Below are 14,645 nucleotides of genomic sequence, written 5' to 3'. Positions count from 1 at the left end.
TCAATAAAGGCTCGGCTTTTATCGCTATAAATCAATTTGCGACTTTTAGAAGGTGTACTTAACACCCAATTTCAAACGCCAGGTTGATTCTTCAGCTTCGAAGATACTCCAGTCGTCATAACCGAAGAATGACGTGTCGTACATGTAACGACCCTGGTCATCTAAGCCGGCAAAGTCAACAACTGTCTGGTTGGTGTATTGCTGACGCAACACCTGACCTTTCGAGCTATCGATAAGGTTCAACAAGTTGTTGACCGTAACGTAGAAGATACCTTTGTGGTCTTCGCTAAAGCCAGGTACTTCTTGCTGGAACTGGAAGTCCAGATTAGTAACCCAAGGCGAACGACCGGTACCTTTAGGTGCAAAACCACCTGCGTACTGGTCCAAACCAGTATCGCGGAAGTATTCCATAACTTCTTCGTACGATAATGGGCTGTCCGGGCTAAAGGCTGGGTCATCAGCACCTGTCGGAATGTACGGCAAGTATGAACCACCGCCCTGGAAGTAGGTTTGGTCACCGAAGTCGCCATCGCGGTACAAGCCCATGGTGTAACTGAATGCTGTACCTGAACGGCGGTTGAAGAACAAGTTGAACTTAGACGCATAGCCGTCAAAGAACTCTTTGCTGTAGCCCAGAGCAATTTTCAGGCTGTGCTCAACTTGATAATCAGCCGTGCCCAATAAAGCCTGGTTGCGGTCACGAACGATGTTGTACTGGTAGTTCGATGTAGCAGTAGACGACGTACCCGGGTTACCTTCTTCAATATCCTGGAAGGTGTAAGCCGCGTAGGCATTAAAGCCGCTATCCCAGTTTTTCGACAATGACAAGGTACCCAACCAGGCTTTACCGGTCATATCTTCGTTAGTCAGTTGCAGGTCGTAGTGGCCTGTCGGTGCTGTTGGGTCACACGGTTCATAGATATTTATGCCTGCTGCTGTTTGGTCTGCCACACAGCGCGAAATATCAACCCACTGGCTGTTGTCTGTCATCCACTTACGGGTTACTTCAGCAGTTGCCTGGAAGTTGTCACCTACGTTCGGGATGTCAAAACGATAGTCAACGCCAACGCGCGCGATCCAGTCAGACGGGATGTCATAGTTTGGATCGATGCTGTTAGTGTCGCCGTCGCCCGCTTCCATGCTGTCTAAAACAGCTTGCGGAATTTGCGCCGGGTTCTGGTCGGTCAAATATGCGTCTTCAGAAACTTCATCACGGTCAAACTGTACCAGGGTAAAACCATCGTTCGAGAATGAGTTTGAGATCCAAACATTCGGACGACCACCTGAGAAACGACCTAAACCAGCGCGCACTACTACGTCGTCCGCTGCAAACCATTTAAAGTCGATACGCGGCAGGATGATGCTCTTACCGTCAAGGTTTTCCTGGTTGCTGTAACCATAGCGGTCAACGAAGTTTTGGTTCAGGGTTGGTTTGTCGTCAACCATGTAAGTTTCGTAACGTACACCTAAGCCCAGTTCCATCGAATCGTTCAGGTACCAGTTGTCCTGCACATACAGGTTCAGCATACCCAATTCGAAGTTTGCTGCAGCATCGGTAGAGTCGTTAGTGTACGCGTTCTCGTAAAAGAAACGGCTGGCAGTGCCTGCTTCAAAGTCATCGATTGAATCGTAAGACCAAGAGCCCAGCGAGTTCCGCACGAATACGTTGTATACGTCAACGCTGTCGTACTCACCACCAAATTCGATTTCGTGGTCGCCGACCAGGTAGTCGAATTTAACACCGAACTTCAGGTTGTCGTTTTCCAGCTGGTTGGCATGACGGTTTGAATCAGGGCCAAAGTTTAAGGTACCGCTTTCGGTACGAACACTAACGTCACCAAAATCTTTAGTGACCAGGCCGGAAATCGCTTCAACGGCTTTGTGGCTCACGTAGATTTCGCTGGATAAGTCACCGCTCCAGTCGGCATACCAGGACAAGCGGAATAGATCCATGTTTTGCTGGTAGTTATACCAGTTGGTGTCCAGGTTTAATGAGTTTTGGCTACCACTAACGCCACGTAAGTTGTTACCTTCGGTACGGTTATAGGTTAACGCAACACGGTGATCGTAGTTAATGTTCCAGTCTAACTTAACCAACAGGTTGTCGTTTTCGGTATCGCGGACCGTGTCCCAGTTACCGATGTCGAAACCGTACTGGTTCTGCGCGATTTGCTTAACACGCTCGTATTCCGCCTGGGTGACATTGCTGTCATTTGGTGCGCCAGCGCCGGCCGGACCATATTCGATTTGTGCAGGTTCTTGTGCATTTTCGTAGTTTACGAAAAAGAACAATTTATCTTTAATGATTGGGCCACCAACAGCGATACTATAAGTGTCGCGTTCATAGTCCAATGGCACTTCGCGGCCAGTTTCTGGGTTTTCAGGGTCGCCCGCCCAGGCATCGCTCATGCGCTCGTATGTCAATGAGCCTTCGAATTCATTTGAGCCTGATTTAGTAACGGCGTTGATACGGCCGCCCGAGAAACCACCTTGTGACGCATCAAACGGTGCCATATCGACAGCAACCTGCTCCACCGCATCGATAGAGATTGGCGAACGCTGTGTTGGGTAACCGTTACCATTTAGACCGAAGTCATCGTTAACGCCTACGCCGTCGATAGTGACCGAGTTAAAGCGCGGGTTTGAGCCACCGATGCTCATTGGTGCTTCGTTGCCTGACAACAGGTTAACGTATGGGTTCAAGCGCGCGACTTCTTTTAAGTCACGGTTAAAGGTCGGTGTATTTGAAATATCGTCTTCACCGAAGAAGCTACTGCTACCACGGTTTGCGCCACCCAAAATCGCAGATCCAGAAACTGCGATACGTTCCATGTCGGTCGGCTCAAGTTCCGCATTAATACGGAATGACTCGCCTAAGGTCAGGTAAACGTCTTCATAGACTTTACGACCATTCTCACCTTCGATAACAATCAGATAAGGACCGCCAACACGCAAACCTGAATTAGAGAATGAACCTGATTCGTTAGTGGTTGCGATAGAACGTGTACCGGTAGGAATGTGAATGATTTCAACGCGTGCATTGGCAGCAACATCGCCAGACGCAGTGACAACGCTACCACGTACAACCGATGTAGTATCCTGCGCCATAGCGCTGGTCGACAACCCGACAGCAATAGCTAGAGCTGCTGACAGGCGACTCACTTTAAAATTTAAAGCCATGTGATATTTCCTGGTTTTCGATTGAGGGTTAAAACAAAAAGCAACGAGCGATAGGTTATATCGCGTAAAGATGACAATTTGATGAAGACTTGTGAAAAAGCCCGGAAAAGCGAAACAGTTTTTCTAAATACGGCGGGAGAGATAGAAACAGCAAACGGTAACTTGAAATAGTGCCAATATCGCTTTTCGATAAATGACGATGAACCGCGGCATAGCAGCTGATTAGCAACAGGAAAGCTGACAACGAGACAAGCTTCGCGCGTGCTGGATGAGGTCCGAGCTGTTAAGTTTGCGGTTGCAATCATTACACTTTTCTGACGATTATGTGTCATTTGTGTGGCGCATTTTAATTAAATATTGAGCGCTTGCCTAGTGTGTGTTGAACCTTTATTGTAAAAAACTGTCTCAGCGGTTCTTCACAAGGCGTGGTTATGGGCTTTATGCGTTTTCACTTTTTTTTAATTGCGACTCTTTTCATGGTTTCTTCCTCTGTTTTCGCTTCCGATCGCATCCGAATTGCGACATTTAACGTCAGTATGGATGCCAGTAATTATGTTGATTATGAGCAGTTGCCAACAGTGACTGAGTCGCCGATTCCCGGGCAATTAAGTGCGGGTAACAAACAAATTGCCGGTATTGCGGAAATACTGCAACAGGTGCGGCCCGACATTGTCCTGTTGAATGAATTTGACTACGTTGAACGTGAACGCGGTGTGGCCGTGTTTTTGCGCGACTATCTGGGCCAGTCGCAAAACGGTTTAGAGCCGCTGAATTATGACCATATTTATATGGCACCTGTTAACACCGGTGTGCCGTCGCCGTTTGATTTGAATCGTGACGGCAAAGCAACTGGTCGCGGTAACGATGCCTGGGGCTTTGGCTGGTATCCCGGCCAGTACGGCATGGTGATTTTGTCAAAATATCCGCTAGCCGCTGACAGCGCACGCACCTTCCAGCATTTTTTATGGCAGGACATGCCGGGTCATCATGTACCCATGGTGCCGGACGCCGACGGCCAGTTGACCGAGCAAACCTGGTACTCGCCGGAGGTTATGGCGCAGTTCCCGCTAAGCTCTAAGTCGCACTGGGACGTGCCGGTCATGATTGGCGAGCGTGTTGTGCATTTGCTTGCTGCGCACCCGACACCGCCGAGCTTTGATGGGCCGGAAAACCGCAATGGTATGAAGAATTATGACGAAATCCGTTTAATCCGTGACTACATTACCCCGGGTGCGGATAACTACATTTATGACGACAACGGTCAACGCGGCGGTTTAGGTGCTGACGCCTCGTTTGTGGTGCTGGGTGATTTAAATGCCGGACCGGGCCGCGGTGGCGTTGAAGGTGCTATCGAACAGCTACTGGATCACCCACGCGTGAATGACGTTTGGCCGATGAGTAAAGGCGGCAAGCGCCATTCGCCTGACGTTGATGGCTCGGAGTACCACACCGCTGCGTGGCGCAACCGCGTAGATTATGTGCTACCTTCAAGCGACTTGATTGTTAAGGACGCCGGCGTGTTTTGGCCTATTAAAGGTCAGCAAGGCTATCGATTGATGGCCGAGCGCGGCGCTTCTTCTGATCACCGATTGGTTTGGATCGATATTGCGCTGTAGGCTCAGGCTGGGCCTTCGCGGGCTGGGCTCGTGCTGCGCACTCACGGTTTAGGCTCGCTGCGCTCGCGGTGTAGGCGCTTCGCGCGGTTTAAGGCTTTCGGCCGGTATACCGCGAGTGAAGCGAGCCTAAACCGCGCGTAGCGCCCACACCGCGAGCAGAGCGAGCCTATCCCACGCCAAGCGTCTACACCGCGAGCGCAGCGAGCCGACAACGCGAACAAAGTGAGCATGATGGATATTTACTCGGTATCAAAACTTAACAACGACATTCGCGCGGCGCTGGAACAGCAGTTTGGCAATGTCTGGCTGGTGGGTGAGGTGTCTAACTTTGCTGCGCCGGGCTCGGGCCATTGGTACTTTACCCTTAAAGACGATAAAGCGCAGATCCGCTGTGCCATGTTCCGCGGCAATAACCAGCGCGCTAAGATACGCCCGCAAAACGGCGTGCAGGTTTTAGTGCGTGCGCGGGTGACCGTTTATGCCCCGCGCGGCGATTATCAGCTGATTGTCGAGCACATTGAAGATGCCGGCCAGGGTTTACTGCAGCAGCAGTTTGAGCAGCTTAAAGCCAAATTGTCCGCCGAAGGGCTGTTTGCTAACGAACGTAAACGCCCGCTTCCTGAGTCTATCCGCCGTGTTGGCGTGGTGACCTCCCCTACCGGCGCTGCTATTCAGGATATTTTAGCGGTAATCAAACGTCGCGATCCACAACTGGAAGTCATTATTTACCCCAGCAGTGTGCAGGGCGAAGCCGCTATTCCGCAGCTAAAACACATGCTGCAAAGCGCGTTTAACCGCAACGAAGTTGATGTTTTGATTGTCGGCCGGGGTGGAGGTTCGATTGAGGATTTGTGGTGCTTTAATGACGAAGGCGTGGCACGGATGTTAATTGATGCACCGATGCCCGTGATCAGCGCCGTCGGCCACGAAATTGACTTTACCATTTGCGACTTTATCGCCGACCTGCGTGCGCCAACGCCGTCGGCTGCAGCCGAGGTGGTCAGTAAAGACCGTAGCCAGAGTCGGGAACAGTTGAGAGCACTGCATCAGCGACTGATGTTGGCGCAACAGCGTAAAATTACCCAAAGCCAGCAGCAGTTCCGCCATTTACAAATCCGTTTACAGCAACAGCATCCGCAGCGTCAGTTACAGCAGCAAGCGCAACGCGCCGATGAGCTACAGGCACGTGCAACCCGTGCGATGCAGTCGCAATTACAACGGTTGCTGCAGCGTGAAAGCTATTTCCAGAGCCGGCTACAGGCGCTACACCCACAAAAAGATCTGGCGCGTTACCAAAGCCGTTTGAGTGACCTGCAACAGCGCTTAAGCCCCGCCATTACCCGATTGCTTAAACAAAAAACCGAGCAGCAACGCAGCATCTTTCAAGCACTGAATATCGTCAGCCCGCTAAACACCCTCGAACGCGGCTACGCCATTGTGCGCGATGAGCAAGGCAAGGTTATTCGGGATAGCCAGCAGGCTCCGGCAGGCACGGAATTGAACATCCGATTAGCCAAAGGCGAACTCAAAGCCCGAACGGAATGATAGGCGCTTCGCGCGGTTTAGGGCTGCGCCGGTTTAGGCTCGTGCTGCGCACTCGCGGTATAGAGCCTACGGCCGTTAAACCGCGAGCGAAGCAAGCCTATACCGCGAGTGCGAAGCACGAGCCCAAACCGGCCGTAGGCCCTACTCCCATTCAATAGTGGCTGGGGGTTTACCGGAAATATCGTAAGTTACCCGCGAGATGCCGTTGACCTCGTTGATAATACGGTTAGAGACCTTTTCCAGCAGCTCGTAAGGCAGATGTGCCCAGCGTGCGGTCATAAAGTCGATAGTCTCGACGGCGCGGATGGCGATAACCCAGTCATATTTACGCTGATCACCCATCACGCCCACTGAACGCACCGGCAGGAATACCGCAAAAGCCTGGCTGACTTTGTGATACCAGTCCGCATTGTGCAGCTCTTCGATAAAGATCGCATCGGCACGGCGCAGTAAGTCGCAGTACTCTTTTTTGATCTCGCCCAGTACGCGCACACCCAGACCCGGTCCCGGGAACGGATGGCGATAAAGCATGTTATACGGCAGACCCAGTTCCAGACCGATTTTACGCACTTCGTCTTTAAATAATTCACGTAGTGGCTCAACCAAGCCCAGTTTCATGTCCTCCGGTAAGCCACCCACGTTATGGTGTGATTTAATCACATGCGCCTTACCGGTTTTTGAACCAGCTGATTCGATCACATCCGGGTAAATAGTACCCTGCGCCAACCAGTCAACCTCGGTCAACTTAGCCGCTTCTTCGTCGAAAATCTCGATAAAGGTATTGCCGATAATTTTACGCTTCTTCTCGGGATCGTTCTCGCCTTTCAGCGCATCCAGAAAGCGATCTTCAGCAGCGATCGGCATAATATTCAGGCCATAATGGTCACCAAACATTTCCATCACCTGCTCGGCTTCATTCAAGCGCAGCAAACCATTATCAACGAAAATACAGGTTAGCTGCTCGCCAATTGCGCGGTGTAGCAACATGGCGGTGACCGATGAATCAACGCCACCTGACAGGCCTAAAATGACTTTGTCGCTGCCCACTTGTTCGCGGATACGCTCAATCGCATCATCAATAATCTGCGCCGGCGTCCAGTTCTTCTCACAGCCACAAATGCCGCTGACAAAATGCTCCAGCATGCGCATGCCCTGACGGGTATGAGTTACTTCCGGGTGGAATTGCACGCCGTAAAAACGGCGTTGTTCATCCGCCATCGCAGCGAACGGACAGTAAGACGTCTTGGCAACGGTGTGGAAGCCTTCCGGAATGGCATCGACTTTATCGCCATGGCTCATCCAAACGTCCAGCAACGGCGCACCGGATTCGCTAACCGCGTCTTCGATAGCTTCAAATAATGGGCTTTTTTCCACCAGTTCGATTTGCGCGTAGCCAAATTCACGCTCTAACGATCCCTGTACTGAACCACCCAGCTGATGCGCCATGGTCTGCATGCCATAGCATACACCCAGCACCGGTACACCGGCCTCAAACACATAGTCAGGCGCCCGCGGCGAGTCTTTTTCGGTAACGCTTTCCGGCCCACCCGACAAAATAATGCCTTTGGGCGCAAAATCTTTGATGTCCTGGTCGTCGACATCCCACGCCCATAGTTCACAGTAAACGCCAATTTCACGAATACGGCGGGCAATCAACTGCGTGTATTGCGAGCCGAAATCTAAAATCAGTATGCGATGATCATGAATATCTTGAGTCATTCTATAGTCCAGTTTTTTTACGCGTTAACTTAAGAGCTACGGTAGTTCGGCGCTTCTTTGGTAATTTGTACGTCGTGCACGTGCGATTCACCCATGCCCGCTGCAGTCACTTTGACAAACTGCGGCTTGGTGCGTAATTCATCAATATCGGCAGAGCCGGTCAGGCCCATCGCTGAGCGAATGCCGCCCATTTGTTGATGAATAATCGCAGAAATCGGGCCTTTGTAGGCGATGCGTCCTTCGATACCTTCCGGTACTAATTTCTCGGCTTCGTCCGACTTCTGGAAGTAACGATCAGATGAACCATTACGTTGGTTCATTGCACCTAAGCTGCCCATGCCGCGATAGGATTTGTAATAACGACCCTGATAGAGTTCGACTTCGCCCGGCGATTCTTCGGTACCCGCCAGCATGCTACCGACCATTACACAGTGCGCGCCGGCAACGAGTGCTTTGGCGATATCACCGGAAAAACGAATACCGCCGTCCGCGATAACCGGAATACCAGTGCCTTTTAACGCATCGACAGCGTCAGAAATTGCGGTAATTTGCGGCACGCCACAACCGGTTACGATACGGGTAGTACAAATAGAGCCAGGGCCAATACCCACTTTTACCGCATCCACGCCTGCTTCAGCTAACGCTTTTGCGCCCGCTGCGGTGGCTACATTACCGGCGATAATTTGTAAATTCGGATACTCTTTACGGGTTTGTGCAACGCGGTCAATAACGCCTTGCGAATGACCGTGTGAGGTATCAATCAGCAGCACGTCGACACCCGCTTCGACCAGCAGTTTAATTCGCTCCTCGGTACCCGGACCAACGCCAACCGCAGCGCCCACACGTAGTGAACCTAGTTCGTCTTTACAGGCGTTGGGCTTGTTTTCGGCTTTCTCGAAGTCTTTTAAGGTGATCATGCCTTTGAGTTTATAGGCATCATCCACCACCAGGATTTTCTCGATACGGTGCACATGCATCAGCTGCAGAATTTCTTCGCTTTCGGCGGTTTCGTGCACGGTGACCAAGCGGTCTTTACCGGTCATGATGTGCTTAACGGTTTTGCTGTCATCATCTTCAAAACGCGTGTCGCGACCGGTTACGATACCGACCAAGTCGCCGTTTTTCTCAACCACAGGGAAGCCTTGAAAGCCGTGCTCGGCAGTCAGCGCTTTAATCTCTCCGATAGTGGTATCAGGCTGGATTGTCACCGGGTCGGTAACCATACCGCTTTCGTATTTTTTAACTTTACGAACGTGTGCAGCTTGTTGCTCGGCGGTCATGTTTTTGTGAATAAAACCCACGCCCCCTTCTTGCGCCAGCGCAATCGCCAGCGGTGCTTCCGTGACGGTATCCATTGCGGCCGAAACCAGTGGGATATTCAGGGTAATTCCGCGCGTTAATTTCGTGCGCAGGTCGGCTTGATGGGGCAGGACAGTGGAATGTCCGGGAACGAGTAAGACGTCGTCAAAGGTCAGGGCTTCTTGGGCGATTCGCAGCATTGCAACACTCCGTAACGGGATTCATGTTGCGCGTGGATTATACATATCTGTGCGATTTCGCGCAAGCTTTTATGCTCGCTGCTTGGAGCCTGTCGCGGGTATAGGCGCTTCGCGCGGTGTGGGCTCGTGCTTCGCACTCGCGGTGTAGCGTGCTGCCTTCGGCGCACGGGTTGAGGGTAAAAAAATAGAGCAACAACAACCTTAGGTTTGAGGACGAGCGTAGCGAGTCTAAAACCGTGCGCCGAAGGCAGCACGCTAAACCGCGAGCGACGCGAGCCTAAACCGGCGAAGCCCCAAACCGTGAGCGAAGCGAACCTATAGACGTCTAAACATCTTGACAGCTGGAATGCTATTTGCGATTGTGCAGTTTCAGATAGGAGGTGGTTATGGTGTTACCTGTTGGTCGTTCGTTTTATGTCGAGACCCGCTTTGGTCGGGTTAAAGGCTTTCGCTATGCTGCGGACAGTGGTCGTGCAGATGCGCCCGTGGTTGTAGTGCAAGGCGGGATAAGCGGCTCGGGGCAACTGTGGAAGCTTGACGGCAGTGGCTGGTGGCAGTCGTTGTATTCGGTATTTGCGCCTGCAGATGACGTACAGGTAATTAGTTTTGATTATCTTGGTGGTATTGGAGGTTCTGATACGCCTGATCAGCCGTTGACTGTTGCTCAGCATGCGCAGGCTTATGCTGACACGTTAGTTAAACTAGGGTTAACTGATATCAGCGCCTGGCTGGGTGGTTCTTTTGGCGGGGTGCTCGGTTTGCAGCTGGCAGCAACGAATAACCAGCTTGATCTTAAACGCTTAGCAATATTGGGAGCTGCGCATAAACCCTCGATTCAATCTGCACTACTGCGATCATTTCAGCAGTTGTTGCTACAACACGCCGAAAACGAACAGCAAGGCGTAATTTTAGCCCGCGCGCTGGCGATGCTGACCTATCGCAGCGCAGACGAGTTTGAACAGCGCTTTAGCCACGCGGACGACGCCCTGCAGTACATTTTAGCGCAGGGTGAGCGCTTACTTCGTAATCACGGTAAACAGGCAAATACACTGTTTACCCATTTAACCCCTGCCCTGAATGACTATGCGATTGACCCGGCACAGGTTAGCTGCCCGGTACAGATAGTCAGTTTTAGTTCGGACAGCATTGCGCCTGCAGCCCTTACCTCGCAATTAGAAGCGTTATTACCTAATTGCCACAGTTATATCAGCATCGAAACGCCTTATGGCCATGATGGTTTTATTAAGAACGTGGCCGACTATGCGCGGCCGCTTGCTCATTTTATACCTGAATTAAACAGCGAAATTGAATTACCGGAGATTATACTATGACAACCCGTTTTAAAGACGAAACCCTGGCAATCCATCATGGTTACCAGACTGACCCCACCACCAAGTCAGTGGCAACGCCGATCTATCAATCGGTAGCTTTTGAATTTGATAACGCCCAACATGGCGCTGACTTATTTGATTTAGCCGTACCCGGTAATATTTATTCACGCATTATGAACCCCACTAATGACGTGTTAGAACAGCGTGTAGCGGAGCTGGAGCATGGCATCGCCGCGTTAGCTGTGGCATCCGGCATGGCTGCTATTGAATATGCGTTAATTACTCTGGCTAAACAGGGCGACAACATTGTTACCACGCCGCAACTTTATGGCGGTACCTTTACCTTGTTTCAACACATGCTGCCGTCGTTTGGCATTGACGTGCGCTTTGCCGAAAGTGACCAGCCTGAGGATATTGCTAAAGTAATCGACGGCAATACCAAAGCCGTTTATTGCGAATCCATCGGCAACCCGGCGGGCAATATTGCTGATATCGAGGGCTTAGCGAAGGTCGCGCACGACGCCGGCGTACCGCTGGTCGTGGATAATACCGTTGCAACGCCGGTGCTATGTAAACCGATTGAGTTTGGTGCCGATATCGTGGTGCACTCGTTAACCAAGTATATCGGTGGCCATGGTAACTCGGTAGGTGGCTTAATCGTTGACTCCGGTCGTTTTGACTGGCTTAAGCACAAGGACCGTTTCCCTCAGTTCAGCAGCCCTGAGCCCGCGTATCACGGTATTGTGTATACCGATGCTTTTGAGGCTGCTGCTTTTATTGCCCGCGTGCGCACCGTTGCGCTGCGTAATACCGGCGCTGCGTTATCGCCGTTTAACGCTTTTTTACTACTGCAGGGATTAGAGACATTGTCGCTGCGGATGGAGCGTCATTGCGAAAATGCCGTTCGGGTAGTGGAATTCCTGCAACAACACCCGCAGGTAGAGTGGGTTAATTTTGCCGGCAGCGCGGATCATCCGCATAATGAGCTGGTGCAAAAGTATATTAGTGGCGGTGTACCGGCATCGTTGCTGACGTTCGGTATTCAAGGTGGTTTTGAAGCCGGTGTGAGTTTTTATGACAAGCTGGCACTGTTTAAGCGCTTGGTTAACATTGGCGATGCGAAAAGCCTGGCATGCCACCCGGCATCAACCACACACCGCCAGCTAAGCGCCGAAGAACAAGTCAAAGTAGGTGTAAAACCCGAAGCCATTCGCCTCTGCATCGGCATCGAGCACATCGACGACATCATCGCCGACCTGGATAACGCTCTGTAGGCTCGCTGCGCTCGCGGGTCGGGCTTGTGCTTCGCACTCGCGGTGTAGCGTGCCGCCTTCGGCGCACGGGGTTTAGGCTCGCTGCGCTCGCGGGGTAGGGCCTTTGGCCGGTATAGCGCGAGCGTAGCGAGCCCAAACCAGCGAAGCTCTATACCGCGAGTGCGAAGCACAAGCCTAACCCGCGACGGCGAAGCCGGAGCCTACTACTGGTTTTTGTGCATATGCACATCCATTTGTGGGAATGGGATGCCGATGCCTTCTTCGTCTAAGCGGTCTTTGATGCGTTCCAGCAGGTCCCAACGGGTCGGCCAGTGATCTTCGGTTTTAGTCCATGGACGCACGTTAAAGTCTACCGACGAGCTATTTAACGCGGTTACTGTTACAACCGGCGCCGGGTCTTCCAGGATACGCTCGTCTTTTTCCAGCTCTTCCATTAACACCTTTTTGGTGTGCTGAAGGTTAGCGCTGTAGCTTACACCGATAACCAGATCGATGCGGCGAATATCTTCGCGATTGTAGTTAACGATAGCACTGCCAATAACCTGTGAATTTGGTACGTAAACCACTTTACGGTCCGGTGTTTTCAGAATGGTCTGGAAGATATTAATTTCTTCGACTGTACCCGCAGTACCGCCGCACTCAACATATTCGCCTGCACGCATCGGTCGGAACATGATCAGTAATACGCCCGAAGCAATGTTGGATAGTGACCCTTGCAGTGCTAAACCAATCGCTAAACCGGCCGCACCTAAGATGGCGATAAATGACGTAGTTTCTACGCCGACTTGATTCAACGCTACCATCAATGCAGCGATAAAAATCAGTGACTTGATAATAGCAGACAAGAAACCAATAACTGCGCCATCAACTTCGCGCTTGGTCATGCCTTTGCGCATCACACCAGTTAATACACGCGAAGCAATGCTCGCTACCACCATAATAATAATGGCGATAATCACCTTGATGCTGTATTCAATCAGCATACCCTGATTGTTATTAATCCAATCAATAATAGCCTGCATAGGGTTACTTCCTTATGTAACAGAATGTTTCGATAAACTACCACAGCCGCGAATTTCGTCAAACACAAAAGCCAAACAGCAAAACGAGCTTACACCGGCCGAAGGCCCTAAGCCGCGACGGCGCAGCCGGAGCCTAAACCGCGAGTGCGAAGCACGAGCCCAAACCGCGCGAAGCGCCTGCCCCGCGAGCGCCAACGAGCCTAAAGCGAGAACCGATAGCGGCCCTGACTATCCGGCTGGCCGAGGTACTGGAACATTTGTGCCAGCCCTTCCGGGGTTCGTGGGTTGGGGCGGACGGTGCCACTGATATTAATATCCTGACTGTTGATGTCACCCTGCATCGCCAGACCGAGGCTGTTTTCGCCGTTCATCGTCAGTGTCACCGCTCCCGATTCAGCGCAACCCAAGGCAACCGGAAAGTCACCAAGACTTTGCCAGGCGCCGTTTACTAATACCTGAATATTGCGGCCATTGGCGCTGCCTGTCAGTTGATTACACCATTTTGCCGGACTTGGATCGCTAACAACGAAGGTATCAATACTAAGATTCCAGTTACCCTGTGTCTTTAACGGTAAGCGCGTATTCGCGAGCTGCAATAAGGTTGCAAGATCGCCGCTGGCACGCAGGTCAGTTGCTGCCAGCTCAGTTAAGCCAGCGCTAATGCGGCCATTAACGGCTAACGGATTGTTTTGCGGCGGCACCCTTACATCTACCGCCACTTCTCCGGTAAATAACTGCAACAGTTGCCAATCCCATTGCATGTCATTAAGTGTTACACCCTGGACTTGTAAGCTACCGATGCGCCCCTGCCACAAACTACCGGACACCTGACTTATCGAAACCTGCGCAGGGATCGGCAACCAATAAATAATTTTAGCCGGTAACATGACCAGCAGTGCCAGCAAATAAACCGCAATCAACCACCAACGCTTCATGAAGACTCCGTGACCAACAGTTGCCTTACCCGAACTTGCCCCGGTGTATCTAACCGCGCCACGTCCAGCGTGCTAATTTGCAGTTGATATTGCTGCTCCAGCTGGGCAACAAAGGCTAATACGCGATCAAAATTAGCTTCGTCCACGCTAATCACAACCCCCTCACCCTGCGGCTGGATGCGCGCCAGTCTAATGTCATTAGCGTCAGCCGCCTGGTTTAGCCGCTGAGTCAGCGAGCCCGAAGCCTGCGGTGCGGAAGCCTCACTGCTTTGTACACGCGCCTGATAACGCCCAAGGTTTTGCTTAACCCATTGTAATTGCTGTTGCTGCCCCTGCAGGCGTTGCTCTGCATTCAAGCGCGCCTGATAACTGGGTTGCCAAATAACGAAATACAACACGGCGATAGCTAACACAACCGCCAGCGCGCTCAATAACCGCTGCTCGCGAGGTGCAAATTGTGCCCAGCGCTGTTGCAGGGTGACTGCCAGCGGATGCGTACGAACTTTTTCCATAACTGCGCTCAT

10 protein-coding genes are annotated in these 14,645 nt (G+C 51.7%); 4 read left to right on the top strand and 6 right to left on the bottom strand.

Annotation, left to right across the window (positions count from 1 at the left end):
• Positions 1-45: 45 nt before the first annotated feature.
• Positions 46-3,180 carry a TonB-dependent receptor gene (locus DEU29_RS02420; RefSeq protein WP_133538650.1) on the bottom strand — a complete coding sequence of 1,045 codons (3,135 nt, stop codon included), beginning with the start codon at positions 3,178-3,180 and terminating at the stop codon, positions 46-48.
• Between the two features lie 431 nt (positions 3,181-3,611).
• Between DEU29_RS02420 and DEU29_RS02415 the strand changes: the two genes are divergently transcribed.
• Positions 3,612-4,796, top strand: a complete 1,185-nt coding sequence (locus tag DEU29_RS02415; protein ID WP_432206864.1) for an endonuclease/exonuclease/phosphatase family protein — start codon at positions 3,612-3,614, stop codon at positions 4,794-4,796.
• Positions 4,797-5,027: 231 nt separating this feature from the next.
• Entirely contained in the window at positions 5,028-6,341 is a 1,314-nt protein-coding gene (xseA, locus tag DEU29_RS02410; RefSeq protein WP_133538820.1) for an exodeoxyribonuclease VII large subunit, read from the top strand.
• A 141-nt stretch (positions 6,342-6,482) separates the two neighbouring features.
• Here xseA and guaA read toward each other — a convergent pair whose 3' ends face one another.
• Positions 6,483-8,060, bottom strand: a complete 1,578-nt coding sequence (gene guaA, locus DEU29_RS02405; protein WP_133538648.1) for a glutamine-hydrolyzing GMP synthase — start codon at positions 8,058-8,060, stop codon at positions 6,483-6,485.
• A 29-nt stretch (positions 8,061-8,089) separates the two neighbouring features.
• Positions 8,090-9,559, bottom strand: a complete 1,470-nt coding sequence (gene guaB, locus DEU29_RS02400; RefSeq protein WP_133538647.1) for an IMP dehydrogenase — start codon at positions 9,557-9,559, stop codon at positions 8,090-8,092.
• Positions 9,560-9,945: 386 nt separating this feature from the next.
• Here guaB and DEU29_RS02395 point away from each other — a divergent pair, with 386 nt between their 5' ends.
• On the top strand, positions 9,946-10,890 hold the full coding sequence (locus DEU29_RS02395) for an alpha/beta fold hydrolase (RefSeq protein WP_133538646.1): 945 nt from the start codon (positions 9,946-9,948) through the stop codon (positions 10,888-10,890).
• On the top strand, positions 10,887-12,164 hold the full coding sequence (locus DEU29_RS02390) for an O-acetylhomoserine aminocarboxypropyltransferase/cysteine synthase family protein (RefSeq protein ID WP_133538645.1): 1,278 nt from the start codon (positions 10,887-10,889) through the stop codon (positions 12,162-12,164). The genes DEU29_RS02395 and DEU29_RS02390 overlap by 4 nt, the downstream gene beginning before the upstream one ends.
• Before the next feature lie 203 nt (positions 12,165-12,367).
• On the opposite strand, the gene DEU29_RS02385 is transcribed toward DEU29_RS02390, so the two are convergent.
• The 3 genes from DEU29_RS02385 to gspM all read right to left on the bottom strand — a co-directional run bounded on the left by DEU29_RS02385 (position 12,368) and on the right by gspM (position 14,645).
• Positions 12,368-13,186: a mechanosensitive ion channel family protein gene (locus DEU29_RS02385; protein ID WP_133538644.1), complete on the bottom strand. Its 819-nt coding sequence runs from the start codon at positions 13,184-13,186 to the stop codon at positions 12,368-12,370.
• A gap of 200 nt (positions 13,187-13,386) precedes the next feature.
• Positions 13,387-14,121 carry a type II secretion system protein N gene (locus DEU29_RS02380; RefSeq protein ID WP_133538643.1) on the bottom strand — a complete coding sequence of 245 codons (735 nt, stop codon included), beginning with the start codon at positions 14,119-14,121 and terminating at the stop codon, positions 13,387-13,389.
• Positions 14,118-14,645 carry a type II secretion system protein GspM gene (gspM, locus tag DEU29_RS02375; protein ID WP_243734443.1) on the bottom strand — a complete coding sequence of 176 codons (528 nt, stop codon included), beginning with the start codon at positions 14,643-14,645 and terminating at the stop codon, positions 14,118-14,120. The genes DEU29_RS02380 and gspM overlap by 4 nt, the downstream gene beginning before the upstream one ends.

This window comes from Idiomarina aquatica, from assembly GCF_004362895.1.
In the GTDB taxonomy this organism is placed as follows: domain Bacteria; phylum Pseudomonadota; class Gammaproteobacteria; order Enterobacterales; family Alteromonadaceae; genus Idiomarina.
The sequence above is the reverse complement of the archived record's forward strand: the minus strand, read 5'-3'. Positions and strand labels throughout refer to the sequence as shown.